The organism is Alkalihalobacillus sp. TS-13 (genome assembly GCF_019720915.1).
In the GTDB taxonomy this organism is placed as follows: Bacteria; Bacillota; Bacilli; order Bacillales; family Fictibacillaceae; genus Pseudalkalibacillus.
In genome coordinates this window covers 161,813-182,679 of record NZ_JAHKSI010000003.1, presented here as the reverse complement: position 1 = coordinate 182,679, position 20,867 = coordinate 161,813, and the positions used below count along the sequence as shown (strand labels likewise).

The window sequence follows — 20,867 nt, the reverse complement described above, 5'->3', positions numbered from 1 at the left end:
CTCCCCCCTAATCAATTAAATTATTGATCTCGTATTCTGCGGTTATTTGATCACCATTTGAAGGATCCGAAAATACCATTCTGAACTTGTCCCCGTATTTGAATCCATCCAGTAATGGGACAGTCCCAGAGAATACGATGCTATTCTTGAGCGGAACATTTTTTTGAATCAAGTATTCTTTTATTTCTTCGTAAGGAATGATTGCGTCAATTGTATCTTTTTGATAGTCGACCCATTCACCATTCAAGTATATCTGTGAAGACAACTCTAACTGGTCCCAATGGTCTTTTACCTTTTCAAACGACCATGCTTTGGCCGCGAAGGGTTTGTCACACACTTGTTTCGACTTATTGATGTCTACGGTCTCAAGTGCACGGTCCGTGTGATCACTGCCAACTGTGACATAAACCTCATTTGAAGAATTACCGAATATCAATACGATTTCAGCTTCACCACTCGTTTTATCACCGATTACTTCAATGTTCTGCCCATGGCTTAAACTGCTTGTGCTGACTGGATATAGTGAAGGGACTTCTTCAGGTTCTGGGACGCCAATTTCAGCGAGCTCCTTTACATGCTCCCACGTTTTTTCTTTATTTCTCCCTGCATAACCGATACAATATGCTTTGTTGATTTCAAGTTCCTTCATTTCGCCCCCTATTTCCACTATAAAAGGGTTACTTTTTTTCTTTTCATCTGTATGTTTCATAATTCCCCCACCTGTTAACGCTTACATTTTTACAATGATAAGCTTAGTTATTTTCAACGGATCTTACTGTATCCCAAGTCTTTTCTAAGTGACCGATCATCAATTCTTTTGCTTTTGATGCATCATGGGCTTCCAAAGCATCGATGATTTCTTTATGTTCCCTTATGACTTCCCCCATACGGCCTTCCTTCATCAAAGCAGTGTGACCGATCAACCGTGTAAGATTGTAAACCTCTTTTAAAATTTGTTCTAAAAGGTTTTGGTTTGCAAACTCCAATATTTTCCTATGGAAAAATTGATCTAGTTCGATATATTTAATGCGATTATTCTCTTTCATAGCTTCTTCTTGGTTATTAACGATTTCTCTAAGTAATTTGATTTGTTCGATAGAGACTACTGAAGCTAAATTCCTTAACCCTTCAGCCTCAATAGATCGGCGCAGAAAGATGATTTGATCTTTTTCGCTTTCTGTTATTTCCCTTACCTTAAAGCCTTTCCTGGGTATGTGGACCAAAAGCCCTTCTTTAAGCAACTCAGAAACAGCTTCCCTTATAGGTGTCCTTGATGTTTCTAACGTTTCGGCAAGTGAAGTTTCCGTAAGCATTTCATGCTTTGGAATCATACCTGTCAAAATCGCATTTTTAATCTGATCATAAACAATTTCTTTTGTTGTTTTTTTCTTTTTAACCGGTTTCATTTTAAAGTTTTCCATAAAAAACCTCTCTAAATGTATAATGTATACATTGTACATAATACCGTATAATTTTCAGAAATGTCAATATTGACAGTAAACTTTCCGTTCGGTAATTTTAACCAAAAGAAAAACTGCCGATAAAATCGACAGTTTTTTGAAGAGATTTTAAGCAGAACGCACATCTTTCTTCGGTTTGAATGGTGCGGATAGCTTATTGCTCCATTTGGTTGTGATCAGATAGGAATATTGGAAAATCGGGCTCTGTATAAACGTGATGACGAAAGTAAAAATGAAAACAGGTCCGCCAAGCAGCCATCCCAATAAGAGCACGATGCTTTCCACCATAATCCGCACGCGGCTTATCGACATCCCAAGCTTATCAGAAATCGAAAGCATGAAGCCATCCCTTGGACCGGCTCCGATCCTTGCTCCGGAATACATCCCGCCGCCAATCCCCATCAGCACAATACCTAAAAACAAAACGAGGACATCTGTAAAAGTAGATGATGATTGCGGAAAAATCTCGAGATAAAGGAACAGATCGACCAGCGGCCCTACAGCCAATGCATTCAGGAAAGTCCCCATTTTGATATAGCTGCGATCCAGGAAGAAGGAAACACCGACAAGTACGACTCCTACAAGGACAGCCCAGGTCCCAATGGTAAGACCGAATTTTTCAAATAACGCAATGTTCAATACATCCCATGGATGGACCCCCAGATGCTGCACCTGGATCGCTACGGAAATCCCATAACTGAAAATGATCAGTCCGAGCGTAAAAAAAGGAAATTGGACATGGAGCTTCATAAGTTGCGCCTTCTTTCGAAATATTAAGTCTTTTCATTTTAGTGCACCAATGTATCAAATTCAACAAAAAAGCTCTACTAGTTTAGTAGCAGAACTTTATATGATGTAGCGCTGATATTTTATGTGAAATTTAATCCTTCAAAAGCTGCTCCACCCTGTTCTGCATGGAGAGGATCACGGTACGTTTGTATCTCGCGCCTAGAAGGAGGACTTTGATTTGCTGGTAGCGTGAGAGCTTGTGGAAGCGGGGTTCTTTTCTCAAAAAAGTACGGACGATCGCCCAGCTTTTCGGTGTCAACGGGAAATCGTCCAGAGGCTGCTTGTTCCTAATTCGCAAAAAGATCGCCTTCACTTTCGAAGGATCACTGTCATCCACAATACATGGTGCATAGACATTTCGTGTTTCGTTCCGCAAGTGATCATAGCGTTCGCGGCCACTCAAAAGGGTATACGTTCCGTCAGCCCGGTTCTTTTTCACGACTAAGATATACATACAATCCCACATCAGGCTTTGCAGCTTCTTGATTTGTTCGGTAATTTTCACTGACAGATCCGGTTTGATCTTGTTCAGCGGGATATACTGCACTGTGAATTTCATCCATACCCTCTCCCTGTCCCTGGGCTCATTCCTTTTAAGCATTATATGAAGGAACTGGGCGGGTGTGACTGTGTCTAATCTTCGACAAACATTTGGACAATCGGTACGTTCGACCATACAACCTGTCTACCCCGTGAATACGATAATATAGTTTCTCTTGCAATTCAGGAGGTGGTAAATTTGCAAAAGTATAACGTTAGGTTGAGCGGTAACAATCATGTCCCTACAGTAGATACGGAAGCTTACGGGATGGCTAAACTCGTCGCAAATGGTTCACAAACCAAAATCAAGTTCATTTTCAAGGTGGACGACATCCGTAATTTCGTACAAGCACATATCCATTTCGGCGCAATTGGGCAAAATGGCCAAGCAACTGTCTTATTAAAAGGTGATGAACTGACTTCTTTTGAAGAACAAGCCAGTACAGGCATCCAGAACGGTCTAATAGCAGGCACCATTACAGATAAAAACATCATCAGCAATGATGAAGGGGTGGAAAATGTGAGTGACTTGATCCTCCTCATGGATGAAGGGCTCATGTATATCAATGTTTACACGGAACAACATCCAGAAGGTGAGATAAGAGGACAGATCATCCCGGTCAGAAAACGACCGTCATTTTAGAAATTTAGAATGGAACCAGGGAAAAACACCTCCGAAAACAGAGGTGTTCTTTATTTTAGGTAAAGAATGGTAGGAATGCCGCTTTAACTGACACACAAGACCTTACAAGTGCACTTGAGTGTCCGTATGAAATGTTCATAAAGCACTTTTACCTCGTTTTGTGCACTGGAGTGTCCGTATGATTCCTGCATAAAGCCATGTTTTCAGCTAATTCATATAAATCAGAGCGCTGGTGTCCGCTAAAGCGCCATACATCACACTTCACAGGGCTGACAAAAAAGGACTGCCCAACCTCACTGAACAGTCCTACAGCTTAAACCGAAACTTCTTCAGTTTTGTGTTTCTCTGTTTTATCAATAAGTGTTGTACCGACAAGGTCTCCAGTTACATTCAATGTAGTGCAGCCCATGCCGACCAGTGCATCGACTGCTGTCAATAGGGCTACGACTTCCATCGGGAGGCCTACCTGTGCAAATACGGTTGCAATCATGATGATACCAGCACCAGGAACGCCAGCAGTACCGATCGAAGCCAACGTTCCAACAATAACAATCATAAGCATGTCCGTAAAGCTGAGGGACATACCTGTGTAATTCGCTGCAAAAACAGCTGAAATCGCGATGCGGATTGCCGCTCCGTCCATGTTGATCGTCGCCCCTAACGGTAGGCTGAAGCTATAAAGGCTCTTCGACAACCCTAGATTTTTCCCTGCATCCATGGTCAAAGGGAGTGTTCCAGAACTGCTCTGTGTTGCAAATGCGGTAATGATCGGTGTTCGAACATGTCTGAAAAAGTCCAAAGGGTTTGTTTTGAAAACAAGCAGCAGAATCATATAGATCCCAACTTGTACGAATAATGCAATGTAAAGCACAAAGATCATGTTCCCCAAGGACAAAATCGTATCCAAGCCTTGTTTCCCAATCGTTTCAGCTACAATCGCAAAAATACCAATCGGAACGTAGTGAAGAATGACGTTCAATATCTTAAACGTCGCTTCATTCAAGGCTTCTAAGACTTTATAGACATGTTCACCAAGATCGGCATGCTGCTCTGAATTCCTTAAAGCGGATATCGCCAGGCCAAACGCCAGAGCAGTAAAAATGATGCCGAGCAAATTCATCTCATTGAACGCTCCGATAATATTTGTAGGAACAATGTTCAACAAGACATTGACCACACCAGGGTCTTCCGGAACTTCTACCGTCTTATCGGTTTGGACGGACAATCCCGTTCCAGGATCAAAAAGTCCGCCAACGGCCAGGCCAACCATGATTGCTAAGGCAGAAGTGATAACATAATAAATGAATACCTTCGACCCCATTCTCCCCAGATGACCCAGATGAGTCATGTTCACACCGACGACCAACGTGAACAAGACGAGTGGAATGATCAAGAACTGCAGCAAACGAAGCAACAGCTCGCCTAATGGCGCTAGAATCGCCGTTTGTTCCCCAAAAATGATACCCGTAAAAATACCTAATATGAGTGCAACTGTGATTTTTATGATCAACGATAATTTCAAATACCCACTCATGATTCGTCTCATTAAATACTCTCCCCCAATAAAATGCATTATTCCTATAGTAATAGTAGGAATTAAAGTAACACGACCTTCTCGGATATGTCAATCAAGTCGTGTTATCAGTACATACTATTCAGTTGCTCGAGGGTTTCTAAAATATGATCGACTAATGCCGGTATATCCTCAATTTGATCTTCATTGATTTTACGGTTGAATCCGACCTCGATTTTATTCATAAAAATAGGTTGTTCCGGGCCATACACAAAGGAAATCGTTTGGGTGAGCGGCCGCTGGCTCCAGATCTTTTGCATCCCCTCTTCAATCTGGCGGCACTCAGTCTCGACGTCCTCTACCTGCTTATAAAATCGGACCAACAACGTGCATCCTGGTTTTTCACCTGAGGTTTTCAGGATTTCCGCAGCTAGATCCTGTAGGGACGCCCCTAAGAATATTTCTGCCGTGACATTCTTTTGATCCGACAGGGTGAACTGGAGGCTGAACGCTCTCGACATTGTTGCCATCTCAAGCTTCTCTTTGCGATTGTTGATCGATACTTCTCCACTCAAATTGTCAAGATCGTATACATAGTTTTCAAACGCAACTTTCAAATTATCGAATATCGTCGGGTCATACATCATGTCATTCACTCTTTCCATTCATAAAGCAGTTTTTTATCATCTTACCACAATTTGGTTTCTTTCATTCCTTTTACCCTGCCGCCCATCAAAACAGGGTCAACCAACAAGTATTTGATCCTATTTCTACTGCTCTGTCTCCTTTTCAGCATTCAATTCGCAATAAACTTTTGGAAAACAGTCTTCATTAAAAAACAAAAAGTGCCAAACCATTAGAGCAGACTTCTAATGACTTAGGCACCATTACCCACAAATTATTCACTTACTATAAAATAAAGCATTGGAAATTTTTTAGTTCAGCTTCTTTTTGTCTTTACTGCGGATGGTGATAATATACTCATCCCCTTTCACCTTCGCTTGCATGTCTTCTGATTGCAGGGATTTTTCTATGATCTTTTCCATCTGTTCTCCGTATTCCTTTGCTTCAGGATCTGTACTTTTTACAGAAGATTTGAAGATGATCTCTGGTGTCGGGTACACAGAAAAGGCTAATCCGGTGATTTTATATTCTTTTTTACCAAGAAGTTCCTCCCCAACGATATGAAGGATTTCAGACCATCTTCCTTCTTGCTCCTTTTTCGTCATGTCAACACGCTCTATTTCAATAGTGTACGAGCGAAAATCCCTTGAAGTTAATATCTCATTATAGGTTTTTTCTATTAGATCAACCCGTTTCTCAGAATCAGGTATACTGATTGTGAATCGTATCTCTTTTGAATTTGGAGACTTATAACCATACCCATGATGCAAGAATTTAACATCTTTTTGCTTTAATTCTTCAATTATTTCAGAGATCGCTTCTCAGCTTTATCTCTTTCACTAACTTCTGGCATTTCTTTGTTTTCAATGGGTTCATACCTTGAGACCTTAATGGTATATGCATCATAGTTTCGTGAACCCAGAATGTCATGAACGGATTTTTCAACATCTTCTTTAATGCCATCGACATAGTCTTGAGAACCCTCTATTCGTATCCAGATTTCCTTTTTACCTTGATACGATACCCCAACTCCCATAATTGGATAATCCATTTCCTCTAATTCTTCTACTATTTCACTTGTGATTGGTTCAGACTCGAATAGCTGTCCTAGGTAAGGAAGTTTTGATACCATTTTCGCCATGACCGGTGAGACGAATGCCGAACCGATGAATAAACCGAAAAACAGAACTACTGCCGCACATATATAGGTGATTTTCCTGGTGTACCAACTTTTCTTTATTTTGCCTAGTTCATGATAACCATCAGCTGCACTCGTTTCCGCTTTCGCTTTTTCTACCCCTATTTTTACCCGATTATGTAGTTCTTTTGGAATTTCGATTTTCTCTAATTCATGTTTGAATTTATTGCTCATATACATCATCCCTATTCACCTTTTTTCGCAGCTTATCCAATCCACGGTATAGAACGGATTTCACTGTACCAAGTGGAGCATCAACGATATCGGCTATTTCATTCAACTTATAACCGTAATAATATTTCAACAGGACAATCTGTTTTTCATTTTCATTCAAGGTTTCAATCAATTCCCGTAAAGAGATCGCCAATGGTAGGTCTTCATCTTTTGTACGGATGAATTCAGTGTATTTCGGGTTCAAATGGATTACCTTCTGGTTTTTCCTTAACAGATCGATTGCACAACTCATGGTGATTTTGATCAACCATGTTTTTAAATACTGTGGATTTTTCAGTGTATTGATTTTTTTGAATGACCGATAAGCAGTTTCTTGTACCACATCCAGTGCATCATCCTGATTTTTGACATACAGGTACGCTGTTCGGTAAAGATCTGCTTCGAATTTTTGAAACAGCTCCAAGAAAGCTTGGTCATTACCTTCCTTCGCTTTATTAATCAGTTCGATAATTTGACTCACCTTCATTTCTAAAATGATCTTTATCTATTAGACGGTCGATGATTTGATTTGGCTTAACTTTTTTATATGTCTACATTATATAAAAAACCCCTGATCCATATTTTGAATCAGGGAGTGAAGATTTTACATTACCGAGATAAAATTACCTCCTTGGCCGACAAAGCTTACTTTACGGCAATCGAAGGTGACAATATTCCCAGTAGTGGTGTCTTGTCCAGTTACGCAACACGTCTTAGGGTCGAAACACAAGAACAATAACGTAAGTGTTGTTCCACCGATATTGACTGTTATCGTACGCCCTAGTCTCAAATCTTTGAAAATTTTACAAGAACAAAAGTCAAAGCAAGATTTAGAACGAGAATGAGAATGAGAGCGGGAGCATGAACAAGAATGCTTGAAGGAGCAACTAGAAAAAGACTGAGAACATGAACAACTCATATTCGTATTCCCTCCTTTCTATGGGGGAATACTATATTCTATTAAACTGCTACCACAAAGGTATAGACCCATTTACTAGATTTGAAATATTTTAATAGATTTGGTTTCGGTGACTCTCAATCTACTTCGTATATGTACCAGGCACGACAATTTCCCCCTTCTCCCCCAACGGTTCTGGTTCGGTGCCTGGCACCGAAGCGGAACCGTTGGGGCAGTTGAGGTTTGAAAGTGTGCCAGGCACCGATCAGAAGTCCTTGTGGCACAAGGGGTTTGAAATGGTGCCTGGTACGTTCATCATCACTGAGGAAGTCTCACCAGTAAACTATCACGGAGATCATGATGACAATGAACCATAGCAGGGCCGCTGGGATGCCTACTTTGAGCAGATCTGTTTCTGAGAAATATCCGTATGAATGACTGATCAGATGGACAGGTGATTGGGTGATGAGCAAGAATCCGGGAACACCTGTCAGGAAGACGGCCATCGCGACGACCAGCGGTGAAAAATCCGGAATGTCCTGTCCGATCGTGATCGCGAGCGGAATCATGATGGCCAAGAACCCTAAGATATTTACAAAGATAATCCGCAGCAAAGCGGTGCAAATCACCAGCACGATGACGACCAACCACGATGATTCACTCGCCAATACGCTTAAGAGATGGTCCGAGATCCACTTGATCGCACCGGTCTTAATCAGCATGGCCGACACCATCAAGGTACTTGCGAAAAACAGCATCATGTCCCAATCAATCGCCTTCTTCGCTGTTTCCCAATTCCATACGCCGATCACTGGCAGCACCGTGAGTGCCGCACTCAATAAACCGACGAGCGAAATCGAAAAACCGTGCCAGTTATGGGTCGCCCACAAAAGAATCGTCATCGCCATGATCCCCATCACTTTTTTCTCAGGAAGACTCAGTTTTCCAAGCTCGCTGATCTTATCATCCAATAACCCCATCATATGTTTCCGGTCGATATTTTCTGGCGGAAAAAAATATAAGAACAATAACCATAACAGCATCACAAACAATAAAATCGGCGGCACAAAATACCCAAGCCAAGTCACATAATTAAGACCGCTAGAAATCTCTGAAAAAAGCCCGAATGTATAGATCGTCGAGCTTGCCCCAGTCGCCACGACTGCACCCGAAATCGCCACTAAATAAGCAATCCCGATGAATAACGACTTCCCTAAATTTTCGACTCCCCGGATCTTTTTCAAGCTGTTCATCAAACTATCGAGCACCGATGAAACCAGGCTTCCCTTTCCGACATTCGAAGGGATCAGCATCGACAGGACAAACATCAATATGAAAGAAAACAAAATCAACAACCTGCCCGAGCCACCTGATAATTTAAGCATCTTCAAAGACACCCTGCTCGCGAGCCCTGTATTGATGAAAGCCCGTGAAATGATGAACGTGGAAAAAAGCAGCCAGACGATATCCGTGCTGAAATAACCGAGCGTCTCTTCATAACTGAAAAAATGGAAGGAAAGAATCAAGATCAATAAAATCGAGCTGAACGCTAGCGGAAAGACCCTTCCAATCCATAGCATTTGGATGATGACCAACGTAACGGCGGCCTGCACTTTGATATCCCAATCCATAAAAGGCAGAAAAAAGACCACATATAAAATGAGCGAGAGTAAACCAACTACTACCTTCTTATCCATAACAAACTCCTATTTTGAATATGTAAAAAAGGGTGTCCTTTAGTGTCTGACTCACACCGCACGTAACAACTGACTAGAAAGTGTCTGGCTCTCTGCATTTAACAACATTTTCTTTCATATAAAATGTTGTGTTGAGGTGCCTGACTCTGTACTAGTCAGTGTGTTGGTGGTGTCTGACACTACTTTGGGACAACCCTTCCATTCATTTTGTAACTTCTGAATTTTTCTTTCTGCTGTAATCTGCGGCAGCCGCTCCTGCCAATTTTCCGAAAACCGCTCCTGACATCAGTCCGGATCCACCAGGATAGTTTTCATAAAAGAGACCTCCGACCATTTCTCCTGCAGCGAACAGTCCGTCCAGAGTCCCGCCATCAACACTTAGAACTTCACCGTCCGGACTGACATGGAGTCCCCCGAACGAGAACGTGATTCCGCATGTGACCGGAAATGCATAGAACGGTCCTTCTTCAATCGGGAGAGCCCAGTTCGTTTTCGGAGGTGTAATCCCGCGGGTTCCTTTTCCGTCTTTTACGGTCGGATTATACTCCCCATCCTGCACTGCTTCATTATATTCTTCTATCGTTTTTAAAAATGTTTCCTTATCAACAGGAAGCTTCTCGACTAGATCTTCAAGACGGTCCGCTTGGTAAAAGGTCGCTTCTTCAAGGTCGTACTCTTTACGAAGCATCGGACGGACCTGCGTATCATAGATTTGATAGGCGACATGATCCGGCTGCTTCAAAATTTCGCGACCGTATTTCGCATACGTGTAGTTTCGGAAGTCCGCCCCCTCATCGACGAATCGTTTACCGTCTTTATTCAGCATGATGCTCAGCGGATAGGAATGCTTTTTAAATATATCGCCCGGTTTCGTGAAGTCCCCAACCTTAGGCGCATTCGCATCGGTTCCAATCGAGTGACAGCCAGCCCAATTTCCGAACTTCTCTGCACCGACAGCCAGTGCCATCGAGAGGCCGTCACCCGTGTTATATTCCGTACCCCGCACAATCGCCGCCTGCCATTCATTACCAATATGGTCAGACCGCATCTGCTTGTTCGCTTCGAAACTTCCACAGGCTAAAACGACACTGGTCGTCTGGATTTCAAGGGATTGACCGTCTTTCTCGACCACAATCGAAGCAATCCGTCCATCCTCTTTTTTGAGCTCTTTAGCACGTGCTTCATACCAGATTTCGATTCCGAGTTCCTCGACACGCTTGAAAAGGTTCGTCATCAAGCCGATTCCTTTGTTCTCTGTCTTGACCGGAAGGCCACCCCAGAAATGGTATTTCCCTTCTTTTTCAAACGATTGATTTTCATAGTTCAGCTCGAACTTAACGCCCTGCTCTCTCATCCACTTAATCGTCTCATAAGAACGGTTGACCAGCTGACCTGCCAGCTCTGGATCACTTTTGTCGCTGTTTACCCGCATCAGATCATCATAATAATCCGAAGGCGAATATTCTGGCATGACAATTCTCTCCGCTTCTTCCTCTGTCACATCAGGCATTAGTTTTAAAATATCAGCGAGATCATTGTAAGCGCATCGGATTGCACCATCTGTAAAATAGGAATTCCCGCCTCTTTTATGTTCAGGAGCCCGCTCCAATACCAGCACAGTGGCATTGTTCTCCCTTGCAGAAATAGCCGCACACAACGCCGCATTCCCTGAACCGACGACGACTATATCAACATTTGTTTCAGGATGATTGGACATCCATCTCTCCTCCTCCTATTTTCTAACTCTATGAAACTCTTTTTTCTAGATTGTTTTTGTCTGCTTTTTTCTTGAAAGCCTTGATGACTAACGGGTAAAAAAGAGATAAAAGAATCAATATGATCAAGCCGATACAGATCGGATTTGAAACAAAAATACTCAAATTACCGTCCGATGACAGCACCGCTTTCCGGAAGTTCTGCTCCATTTCAGCCCCCACAATCAATGCGAGCACAAGAGGCGCAATCGGAATATCGAACACCTTCATGAAAAGGCCAAATACACCAAAGATCAATAACAAGAAAAAGTCGATTACATTGTAGCTGAGCGTATATGTCCCGATGAAAGCCAGCAAGACAATGATTGGATAAAGCACCTTCGCCGGTGTATCCAAAATCTTGATCAACAGTCCGACAAGAAGGATATTCACGATCACCAGAACAATGTTCCCGATGAACATACTGTTGACCAGTGTCCACGCAATCTCCGGCTGGTTTTCAAAAAGTAATGGCCCCGGCCTCAAGCCAAGCATGATGAGAGCACCAAGCATGACCGCAGTCGTTCCCGATCCAGGAATCCCCATCGTCAAGAGCGGTATCAAGGCTCCGACTGATGCCGCATTGTTCGCTGACTCCGGTGCAGCCAACCCTTCAACTGCACCCTCACCAAACTCTTCCTGCTTTTTCGAAAGTTGTTTCTCAGTCGAATAACTGATCATGGATGCGATTGAACCGCCTGCACCCGGAAGGACACCAACAATAAACCCAAGCGGACCACTCCGCAGGATCGGCCACTTCGACCTTTTCCACTGTTCCTTCGTAAACCAGACTTTTCCGACTTCCTTCTTTTCCTTTTTCTCCTTATCAATCGTCAGGAAGTTGTAGAGGACTTCCCCGATCGCATAAACGCCAATGATAACGATCAGAAAATCGATCCCATCGCTTAAGTGAGGAATGCCCATCGTGAAACGATAGACGCCCGTTTGGGTATCGATCCCAATTGTACTGAGCAAGAGACCGAGCAGCATCGCGATGAACCCTTTCACCATTTTACCGAGCGAAAGAGAAACGATGGCTGACAAGGTGAGGAGCATGAGTAAAAAATACTCCGCTGGCCCGAACTTGAGGGCGAAATCCGCTAACGGCTCAGCAAGGAAAATGAACCCGACAACTGCAATGACTCCACCGATGAAGGAAGCTACTGCAGAGATCGCCAGTGCCTGTCCCGCTTGTCCTTTTCGTGCCATTGGATAGCCGTCGAATGTCGCGGCGATTGCCGAGCCATCACCAGGCGTGTTCAACAGGATCGAGCTTCGTGATCCACCGTACATCGCGCCATAATAGATTGCAGCCATTAAGATGATCGCACTGACAGGGTCCATTCCAAAGGTGATCGGGATCAAGACTGCGACGGCAGTTGCTGGTCCAAGGCCAGGCAGCATCCCGACAATCGTCCCTAAAATACCGCCGATGATCACCCACAAGATGTTGATCGGTTCCACTGAATTCATAAAACCATTCAAAAAGCTGTTAATATCCACAAAATCACCTCCTACGGTAAACTGACCCCTAGTAATTCACTGAATGCGTACCATGAAATGAAGGAAAAGCAGATCGATACGATAATGTTCGCCTTCCACTTCTTCACTCCGTTGATGAAAAACAATAACGCGCCAAGGAACAGGATCGTCGCAAACAGAAAACCGATCCGTTCAAAAATGAATGCATATCCGATTCCAAGGAGCACCGTAATGCCAATCAGTTTCGGGGTACGCCCTGCGATCAATTCTCGTATTTGAACATTTTCATGGTTCAGTTTTTTCAACTCCTGAATCGTGTAGATGATACTGAAGACCAGCATGAGCACGCTCAGTCCGATCGGAAAATAAAGTGGACCGTTTGGATTGCCGAGGTTTGCTTTCGGCACATTGAAAGATGCTATCAAGAACGTGCAGCTGATAATTAGTAAAACAGCAGGAAACGCCAGTTTGATCGCTTTCATGTATGTCCGCTCCTTTCATGTGGAAATTCGATTGAATGCTTGAGTCCTAAATTTCTTATCTGTCAAAAATCAGGTGCTGACCCCGATTCCGTATGGAGTCAACACCCTTTCATTCGGTTTAGCCGTATCGGTGGCGATTTCGGCTGTAGAAGCGCCGCTTTTGGCCGTAATAATGCCATTTTCCGCCGTATGCGCATCATCGGTCGTCGTTAAACCGCAACCCAACTTTCGATTTCAGCCGTACGACGCGCCTACTTCACCAATCCTGAATCCGTCACGAGCTTCTCATAAAGTGAATGTTGCTCTTCCAAAAACTTCTTCGTTTCTTCGCTGTCTTTATAGAAGCCATCCCAGTTGTTATTCTCCAAGAGCTTTTTCCAATCTTCCGTTTTGACCATCTCGCTCAATTTTTTATCCCAATACGCGATTTCTTCTTCCGTCATGTCCGGTGGGCCCATGATTCCACGCCAGTGCGGGAATACCATGTCCACGCCTTCCTCCTTCCAGGTTGGCACATCATCAAGATCTTCGAGTCTCTCTTCAGAAGAAACTGCAAGGATCTTCAGCTTTCCAGCAAGGTGTTGATCCTTCACCTCGGATAGAGAAGTCGTAACCGCATCAACATGTCCACCTAGGAGTGCTGTAACGACATCTCCTCCCCCTTCATAGACGAGGAAGTCGAGTTCTGCAGGGTCAATTCCGTATTCAGTGGCAGCTTGGACGATGGATAGATGGTCATCATTCCCCAACCCAGGTCCGACACCGATTTTTACAGAGTTCGGATCTTTTTTCAGTTGCTCCATCAGTTCTGAAGCAGACTCGTACTTGGAATTTGCCGGCACAGCAAGTGATTGCCACTCTGTCGCTAATGTTGCGATCGGTGTGAAATCCTTATAGCTCAAATCACTTTGACCGAGCAAATCATTCGTCAGTACCAGGCTTGAGTTGATCGCTAGATGATGCGAATCCTTCGCCTTCAAGTACTTCCATCCTGTCTCTCCACCACCGCCTGGCTTGTTCACAACTTTAATATTTTTATCGACCAGGTCATTATCCTGTAACGCTTTTTGTACGGAACGGGCTGTCAAATCCCACCCTCCACCTGGCGAAGCAGGCGCAACCAATTCAAGATTCTTCGTCGGGAATTCTTTGTTCGAGCCAGAACCTCCCACAGAACAAGCTGATAAAAGTAAAAATACAACCAATAAAACCGAGAGCTTTTTCATAAACGATACACCCCTAACAAAAAATTTATTAAAGCTATCCTACCTTTTGAAACTTTCAATGTAAACGTTTTCAAAATATTGTTTTTTAAAAATTTAAAATCCTTTTTGTGCATTTTGTTCACGGACTTCGCTGCTGTCTTTCATGCTAAACTGTATAATAACCCTACATAAGTGTGCACGGAATGTCGGATGCCTCGACATCAATCCTGTTACTCTATTGATGAAGGAGGTCATAGGATGGATACACTGAAAAACTTGAATGGTGCCATCGCCTATATCGAAGAAAACCTGGCGGACGAAATCAACTTCAAGGAAGCTGCAAGACGGGCCTATTGCTCAGAATATCATTTCAAAAGGATGTTTTCCTTCTTATCTGGGATTACCTTATCAGAATACGTCCGCCGCAGACGCCTTACGCTTGCTGCATTCGAGCTTAAAACCAGCAAGGCAAAAGTCATCGACATTGCATTGAAATATGGCTACAACTCACCCGATTCTTTTACGCGCGCTTTTCAAAACCTGCATGGCATCACGCCATCAGAAGCGAGGACGAATGGCCATTTACTAAAATCCTATCCACGTATGACCATCCAATTAACCATCAAAGGAGGAAATGAAATGAATTACCGGATTGAAGAAAAAGAGGACTTTCGGATCGTCGGCATCTATAAAAGAGTTCCAATCATTTTCAACGGTGTCAATCCAGAGATTGCAGCTATGTGGCAAAGCCTGGACAGCGATACGATCGATACCCTGAAGAACCTTTCCAATGTGGAGCCGAAAGGGCTGCTAAGTGCTTCCACCAACTTTTCTGAAGGAAGAATGGAGAAAAAAGGGGAGCTTGATCATTATATCGGAGCGGCGACAATCAAGGATTGCCCCGATAACCTGACCGCTTTGGAGGTTCCAGCTTCAACTTGGGCGGTTTTCGAATCCATCGGTCCGTTTCCCGATACGCTGCAGGAAATATGGGGTCGCATCTATTCGGAATGGTTCCCGTCTTCGAACTATGAACAAACCGAAGGACCAGAAATACTGTGGAATGAGAACAAAGATGTCTCCTCCCCGACTTTCAAGAGTGAGATTTGGATCCCTGTTAGGAAGAAGTAAGGGGAGAGTTTTAAGAAAATTAGTGCTAACGGACATGAGAGACGTTATCTGTGACAAATAGGCTTGATTCAGTAACTTAGCGGACATGAGGGCTCTTATTTGTGACAAATCCCCCAGAATCAGGGTGATTTCAATCAAATAGGGTCTCTGGTGTCCGCTAATTTTTAAAATAAGGCGTTTTTTTCTAAAATAACAGCTCTGGTGTCCGTTAAATTAATGAAAACTTGGCTCAGCCAAGCATTAACGCAGGCTGAGCCTTAGTTACCCTTATATTGAAGAAAGTATTTATACTTTCTTTAAATGCAAAAAAGGTGCTGCCTCAGCACCTTTTACTTTATCTATTTATTTAGTATAATACCTTCGTTCCGGACGGCCGACGATCCCATAGACCTGCTCGACCGTGGCTTGCTCGATTCCGACGAGATACTCGAGATATCTTCGCGCGGTGGTCCTCGATGCACCCATGACCTCTCCTGCTTTTTCTGACGTAATCCCTTCCTTGTTGTCTTCAATCAGTTTTTTCACCTTTTTCAACGTCATTCTATCGATCCCAGGCGGAAGGTCCGATTTCTCAGATTCTTTCCCACCACCATGTCCAAAAACGCGATCGAGCAGCTCCTGATCCACTTCCGAAGTCGACTCAAGCATCGCCTTCTTCTTTTTATACGTATCGATCGCTTCTTTAAATCGCTCCATCGTAATCGGTTTGATCAAGTAATGCTGAACCCCGTAACGGATCGCTTTTTCCAGGAACGCTTTCTCTTTTGCCGCTGTGATCATCATAATATCGACATCCGGATGCTCCTCTCTGATTTTATGCAACAGATCGGTCCCCAGCTGATCCGGCATATACACATCGAGAAGCAGCAGGTCCACAGGGTTTTCCTCTAATAACTGCAACGTCTCTTTCGCATTCAACGCTTTTCCGACCAACTTCATTTCATCTACCGCAGCCAGATACTCCTCGTGAATCTGGGCAACACGGTAATCATCCTCTGCAATCACGACATTGAACATGAACCTTTCACCCTCCCAAACTATAATCTATCTCGTATTCGTCTTCTATATCGATTTCGGTAAAATAACGGTAAAAACTGCACCTCCGTCATGTTTGTTCGTCCATTCGATCATACCGTCGAGCAGCTCCAATTCCTCTTTCACGTTCGCAAGGCCATATCCTCTATTTTTCCCTTTAGCAGAATACCCTTTCTGAAAGATCTTTCCTTCTGCCTCATCCTTGATCCCTTTGCCGCTATCCGCGATTTCAAAAATGATGTCATTCCCGATGTCTGTCACAAAAAACGAAACTTCTTTCGTCGGGCGATCGGCTACCGCTTCAAATGCGTTGTCGATCAGGTTCCCGAGTATGACAATCAACGGGGAAAAACCGATATGAGCAGGTAGAGGCTGCATCGCACTTTCAACATCGATTTTAAAATCGATCTTTTTCTCGGAAGCCTTCGCCAGTTTTCCAAGCAAAATCGCCTGGACCTTGTCGTCCTTGATATTCGTTAAAAGCACCTCTTTATGCTGTTCCTGAATTTGAGCTTCTTCCTGGATCAATTGGATCGCTTCAGTATGTTTGCCAAGCTGAATCATGCCGAGAATGACATACAGCTTGTTCGTGAATTCATGGGCCTGTGCCCGCAGATCTTCAGAATATTGCCGTACTTCAGATAAGGCATCGACCATTTTCTTGATTTCAGTCTTATCTCTGAAACTGGCAACAATCCCTGTCTGTTCGCCATTTTCTATAATCGGCTGAGTATTGACGATGAAGATTTTATCATTATAGTAGCGTTCTTTATTACTGATGGTTTCCTTTGAAGCCAACACCTCCAACATACTCGATGAAGAGATGATCGACGTTACTGATTGTCCTTCAACAGATTCACTGATATCCAAAAGCTCACGTGCCGAATGGTTCATCATCGTGATGATTCCATGCTCGTCGATGGATAAAATTCCTTCTTTTACCGATTGGAGAATGGCGTTACGTTCCCGATACAATGCTCCGATCTCATAGGGTTCAAGACCATGCGTATCTTTGCGGATACTTTTCGCGAGAAAGAAACTGCCAGCAATCCCGACGATGAATGCAATGCCAGAAACAAGCAGCATCTTCTTGATATCAGAGGCGATCTTGCTTTGAATGATATCCATATGAAAAATGACTGTCACAGTACCTTCAACCTTCTTATAATCACCATAATCGATCATAATCGGTGCGATCCCTTTCAGGACCTCGACCCCATCACTGGCAGTACGCGTGACATAATTACTCCCAAAAACAAGGGAGCGGTAACGATCTTCCCGGGGTGAGGAGTGATTCGTGATGATGTCACCCGCATAACCGGTGAGCTCTCCATCCCGGTTTTCTATACGGATTGCGGAAGCATCAACCTGATCCCGCATCCGTTCCACAATCGGGTTCGTCACCTCGAATGCCCCGCCGTGCTCAACCGAATCCTGAATCGTTCCCATAAATGATAAGGTCTGCGCAGTCTGAAGCGCAATCCGCTCCGCCTGTTCTACGTCCTCCTCCATTTCCAGGTAACCGACAATGAAGGATAACAGACCGATCACCAATAATAATAGGAAGATGATCAGACCGAGGATTTTAATTTGAAGGGAAACATTCAGTAGTCTCTGCAGCATGGTGAACTCCTTGGATAACACATGTATTTACTGAATATTCTATCTTATCGAATGGGAAATCGCTAGAGTATCGTGTCGTTTTCTAGTCCCCACTCTACAAAACTCGCAATTTCCGAGGAAATGCACCAAAGAAAACCACCACAAATATGACACCAATCGGGCGCAGACAGACTATAGTCCGCTCCCAATTTCGACGGATGCTTCCGTGCCAGGCACCGAAGCGGAACCCTTGGGGCAGTTGAGGTTTGAAACGGTGCCAGGCACCGATCAGAAGTCCTTGCGGTGCAAGGGATCTGAGATGGTGCCTGGCACCGTTTATTCAGCTTATTGCAAAATAAAAAAAGCCAATGTTTGTTGGCTTTTAGGCATTTATACTCTTTTCCACTTGCGGAGATCTTACTTTCCTTACCAGCTTTCCGCCATCGTAAAACTTACCGTATTCTCTGAGTATCTCTCGGACTTCTGTGACTGAAGGGATCGTTCCATCTGCCGGATAAGATAAGTAATAGGTTTTCGTGTTCCTTCGATGGATCACCCAACCGAAAAACTTCATTGCAAATCCATGTGTCCGTTTATTACGAAACGCTGGCATCGACTTTCCATCCCAGACCGTCATCGTTTGTCCGTATCCCTTCCGATCCTTCATTTCCCATTCAACTCCGCATACAAAAGACCTGGCGTTTTCTTCATCTGGTTCATGACCATCAATTGATGATCAGCTGAATGAAATTCAACCCTTCGCCTCTTGTCAGCGAAATGAAGGCTTTTTCAGGGAGCTTCTCCGGTTTCTCTCCAAGCATCAATATCCCAAAACCCTCCCCCTTCATCGAACGCCACTTCTTTTTACCCATAATCTCCCCCTTGTGAAAAAAGAACTATTTTAAAAAGATATTCTTCCCCTCCTGGATGATTCCTTCCATATTCCTAATCATGTAAAAAATATTTTTCCAGCCTACGTTCCTCCCACCTAGTCATTAACACCTACCTTTTTCCCTGAATAAGGTAAAGGAGAATATATTCAGGGAGAGGTTGCTGTGCTAATACATGTAGTTCGAAGTGGGGATACACTTTGACGAATCTCACAAAATTATGGTGTACCGGTAAATCAGATTCGTCCAGGCGAATGGTTTGGATGTTAGAACAGGTCCATAATCGGGCACGCTTCTAGTCATTCCTACACCATATCAGCAATACATCGTCCAGCAAGCCGATACGCTATAGGCGATATCACAACGATACGGAACGACCGTTCAGGAACTCCTCATTGCAAACCAACTTGCTGATCCATCCGTCCTTTATATCGGTCAGGTACTTGTCCTCCCTGTTATATCGCATCCGGTTCAGCCTGGTGAAACGTTTTGGCGTATCGCCACCCGATATAAAACGACAATTGACGCGATCGTTCAGGCAAAACAGCTTCAAACCCCTGTGTTGATCTATCCTGGATAACGCCTCAGGATTCCGGAAAAGGCGGAACCGGTCGCTGGCGCATCATTTTCAGAGCAAGGGAACTATAACTTCATCAGGCGCTATTTTCTTCAAAAGAATAGCGCTTTACCATGTTAACGATGAAACACAAAGTATATAATGAAAAAAGGAGATAAATGGTAGTTTACTTTGGCATGGAGGTGACACTTTGAATAATGGCACGATCCTGTTCTGGGGGATTTTCGTTATGGCGATTGTTGTCTATCATAGGATTCTCATTTTAATAGAGACCTATTTCGTTCCGCTATGGTCCACAGATCCGACAGGATCCCAATTCGGACTCATGTTCGTCATTGTCCTTTTGCTGTTGATCGCATCTCTCATCACCGCCCAAAAACTGAGTAGAATCATTTATCTGTTTTTTTTTCGTAAAACGTCAAAGCGGTAACAGTAGGATTTTAATGAATTACTGACTGCGCGGACCAACCCCCGATATATTATCATTTATATAGACAATTTCTCTTCTTCTCCATTATTGAATATAAATAATTGATGATTTCTCACCAAACGAGAGGTGTATATATTGGCAAATATTCATTTTATGAATGAAACTATCCAACTTGCATATGAAAATGTTTTAAAAAGCAACGGAGGACCTTTTGCTGCTTTAATAGTCAAGGATGGAAAAGTGATCGGTAAAGGTGTAAATGAAGTAACATGTTCCAATGACCCTACTGCCCATGCAGAAATACAAGCGATTCGGAATGCTTGCGCTTACTTAAAACAATTTCAATTAACCGATTGTGAGATCTATACAAGCTGTGAGCCTTGTCCGATGTGTATTGGAGCTATCTATTGGGCAAGACCGAAAGCTGTGTATTATGCATGTACAAAGGAAGATGCCGCTCAAATAGGTTTTGATGATCAATTTATCTATGAAGAAATCGCTTTACCTATTAAAATACGAAAAATCAAAATGGAACACGTAGTAGTGGATCAACACGATTTACCATTTCAAGAATGGGGAAGATCAAACAATAAAATAGAGTATTAAACCCAACTTTTTCAAATGAACAACGTACCTGGTCGAGTATACTTGTATAAAAATAAGGTCCAGGTCCTGTTTCTGGACCTGAACCTTTATTAATTTAC

The 20,867-nt window shown here is 43.3% G+C and carries 23 protein-coding genes; 4 read left to right on the top strand and 19 right to left on the bottom strand.

Translation table 11 applies throughout. The features are described from left to right. Positions 1 to 7 precede the first annotated feature (7 nt). The 4 genes from KOL94_RS19955 to KOL94_RS19940 form a co-directional block, all read right to left on the bottom strand. Positions 8 to 709: a DUF2848 domain-containing protein gene (locus KOL94_RS19955; RefSeq protein ID WP_260412555.1), complete on the bottom strand. Its 702-nt coding sequence runs from the start codon at positions 707 to 709 to the stop codon at positions 8 to 10. A 43-nt stretch (positions 710 to 752) separates the two neighbouring features. Then, positions 753 to 1,421: a GntR family transcriptional regulator gene (locus tag KOL94_RS19950; protein WP_260412554.1), complete on the bottom strand. Its 669-nt coding sequence runs from the start codon at positions 1,419 to 1,421 to the stop codon at positions 753 to 755. A 147-nt stretch (positions 1,422 to 1,568) separates the two neighbouring features. Then, positions 1,569 to 2,210, bottom strand: a complete 642-nt coding sequence (locus KOL94_RS19945) for a YczE/YyaS/YitT family protein (protein ID WP_221568425.1) — start codon at positions 2,208 to 2,210, stop codon at positions 1,569 to 1,571. 130 nt (positions 2,211 to 2,340) lie between these two features. Further along, the gene (locus tag KOL94_RS19940) at positions 2,341 to 2,808 is read right to left on the bottom strand and encodes a protein kinase family protein (RefSeq protein ID WP_221568424.1); all 468 of its coding nucleotides are present in this window, start codon (positions 2,806 to 2,808) and stop codon (positions 2,341 to 2,343) included. Positions 2,809 to 2,979: 171 nt separating this feature from the next. Here KOL94_RS19940 and KOL94_RS19935 point away from each other — a divergent pair, with 171 nt between their 5' ends. Beyond that, positions 2,980 to 3,432 (top strand): CHRD domain-containing protein, encoded by a 453-nt coding sequence (locus KOL94_RS19935; protein ID WP_311775200.1) that lies wholly within the window; start codon positions 2,980 to 2,982, stop codon positions 3,430 to 3,432. 313 nt (positions 3,433 to 3,745) lie between these two features. Here KOL94_RS19935 and KOL94_RS19930 read toward each other — a convergent pair whose 3' ends face one another. The 11 genes from KOL94_RS19930 to KOL94_RS19880 form a co-directional block, all read right to left on the bottom strand. Next, complete coding sequence (locus tag KOL94_RS19930) at positions 3,746 to 4,978, bottom strand: dicarboxylate/amino acid:cation symporter (RefSeq protein WP_221568423.1); 1,233 nt, start codon at positions 4,976 to 4,978, stop codon at positions 3,746 to 3,748. A gap of 95 nt (positions 4,979 to 5,073) precedes the next feature. Further along, positions 5,074 to 5,610, bottom strand: coding sequence for a hypothetical protein (locus tag KOL94_RS19925; protein ID WP_311775199.1), 537 nt, complete (start codon positions 5,608 to 5,610; stop codon positions 5,074 to 5,076). 270 nt (positions 5,611 to 5,880) lie between these two features. Beyond that, complete coding sequence (locus KOL94_RS19920; protein ID WP_221568422.1) at positions 5,881 to 6,339, bottom strand: DUF4030 domain-containing protein; 459 nt, start codon at positions 6,337 to 6,339, stop codon at positions 5,881 to 5,883. A gap of 32 nt (positions 6,340 to 6,371) precedes the next feature. Continuing rightward, positions 6,372 to 6,941 (bottom strand): DUF4179 domain-containing protein, encoded by a 570-nt coding sequence (locus KOL94_RS19915; protein WP_221568421.1) that lies wholly within the window; start codon positions 6,939 to 6,941, stop codon positions 6,372 to 6,374. Continuing rightward, positions 6,931 to 7,467, bottom strand: coding sequence for a sigma-70 family RNA polymerase sigma factor (locus tag KOL94_RS19910; protein ID WP_221568420.1), 537 nt, complete (start codon positions 7,465 to 7,467; stop codon positions 6,931 to 6,933). The genes KOL94_RS19915 and KOL94_RS19910 overlap by 11 nt, the downstream gene beginning before the upstream one ends. A gap of 743 nt (positions 7,468 to 8,210) precedes the next feature. Then, the gene (locus KOL94_RS19905) at positions 8,211 to 9,575 is read right to left on the bottom strand and encodes an SLC13 family permease (protein ID WP_221568419.1); all 1,365 of its coding nucleotides are present in this window, start codon (positions 9,573 to 9,575) and stop codon (positions 8,211 to 8,213) included. A 202-nt stretch (positions 9,576 to 9,777) separates the two neighbouring features. Further along, positions 9,778 to 11,292, bottom strand: a complete 1,515-nt coding sequence (gene tcuA / locus KOL94_RS19900) for an FAD-dependent tricarballylate dehydrogenase TcuA (RefSeq protein ID WP_221568418.1) — start codon at positions 11,290 to 11,292, stop codon at positions 9,778 to 9,780. A 28-nt stretch (positions 11,293 to 11,320) separates the two neighbouring features. Then, a complete protein-coding gene (locus KOL94_RS19895; protein ID WP_260412575.1) occupies positions 11,321 to 12,802 on the bottom strand; it encodes a tripartite tricarboxylate transporter permease in 1,482 nt (493 codons plus the stop codon). A gap of 41 nt (positions 12,803 to 12,843) precedes the next feature. Continuing rightward, entirely contained in the window at positions 12,844 to 13,293 is a 450-nt protein-coding gene (locus KOL94_RS19890) for a tripartite tricarboxylate transporter TctB family protein (RefSeq protein ID WP_221568417.1), read from the bottom strand. A gap of 69 nt (positions 13,294 to 13,362) precedes the next feature. Beyond that, positions 13,363 to 13,518: a hypothetical protein gene (locus KOL94_RS19885; protein ID WP_221568416.1), complete on the bottom strand. Its 156-nt coding sequence runs from the start codon at positions 13,516 to 13,518 to the stop codon at positions 13,363 to 13,365. Between the two features lie 26 nt (positions 13,519 to 13,544). Beyond that, positions 13,545 to 14,519, bottom strand: a complete 975-nt coding sequence (locus tag KOL94_RS19880; RefSeq protein WP_221568415.1) for a tripartite tricarboxylate transporter substrate binding protein — start codon at positions 14,517 to 14,519, stop codon at positions 13,545 to 13,547. 237 nt (positions 14,520 to 14,756) lie between these two features. Between KOL94_RS19880 and KOL94_RS19875 the strand changes: the two genes are divergently transcribed. Further along, positions 14,757 to 15,629: an AraC family transcriptional regulator gene (locus tag KOL94_RS19875; RefSeq protein ID WP_221568414.1), complete on the top strand. Its 873-nt coding sequence runs from the start codon at positions 14,757 to 14,759 to the stop codon at positions 15,627 to 15,629. A 342-nt stretch (positions 15,630 to 15,971) separates the two neighbouring features. Here the strand turns inward: KOL94_RS19875 and KOL94_RS19870 are convergent, their stop codons facing one another. From KOL94_RS19870 to KOL94_RS25405, 4 genes are all read right to left on the bottom strand, one after another. Continuing rightward, entirely contained in the window at positions 15,972 to 16,646 is a 675-nt protein-coding gene (locus KOL94_RS19870; RefSeq protein ID WP_221568413.1) for a response regulator, read from the bottom strand. A 45-nt stretch (positions 16,647 to 16,691) separates the two neighbouring features. Then, positions 16,692 to 18,287, bottom strand: a complete 1,596-nt coding sequence (locus KOL94_RS19865; RefSeq protein ID WP_260412552.1) for a sensor histidine kinase — start codon at positions 18,285 to 18,287, stop codon at positions 16,692 to 16,694. A 361-nt stretch (positions 18,288 to 18,648) separates the two neighbouring features. After that, positions 18,649 to 18,933, bottom strand: coding sequence for a hypothetical protein (locus KOL94_RS25410; protein WP_260412551.1), 285 nt, complete (start codon positions 18,931 to 18,933; stop codon positions 18,649 to 18,651). Between the two features lie 58 nt (positions 18,934 to 18,991). Beyond that, on the bottom strand, positions 18,992 to 19,138 hold the full coding sequence (locus tag KOL94_RS25405) for a hypothetical protein (RefSeq protein WP_260412550.1): 147 nt from the start codon (positions 19,136 to 19,138) through the stop codon (positions 18,992 to 18,994). Between the two features lie 785 nt (positions 19,139 to 19,923). Here KOL94_RS25405 and KOL94_RS19850 point away from each other — a divergent pair. Next, positions 19,924 to 20,163, top strand: a complete 240-nt coding sequence (locus KOL94_RS19850; RefSeq protein WP_221568412.1) for a hypothetical protein — start codon at positions 19,924 to 19,926, stop codon at positions 20,161 to 20,163. 153 nt (positions 20,164 to 20,316) lie between these two features. After that, complete coding sequence (locus tag KOL94_RS19845) at positions 20,317 to 20,769, top strand: nucleoside deaminase (RefSeq protein ID WP_221568596.1); 453 nt, start codon at positions 20,317 to 20,319, stop codon at positions 20,767 to 20,769. Positions 20,770 to 20,867: the final 98 nt, after the last annotated feature.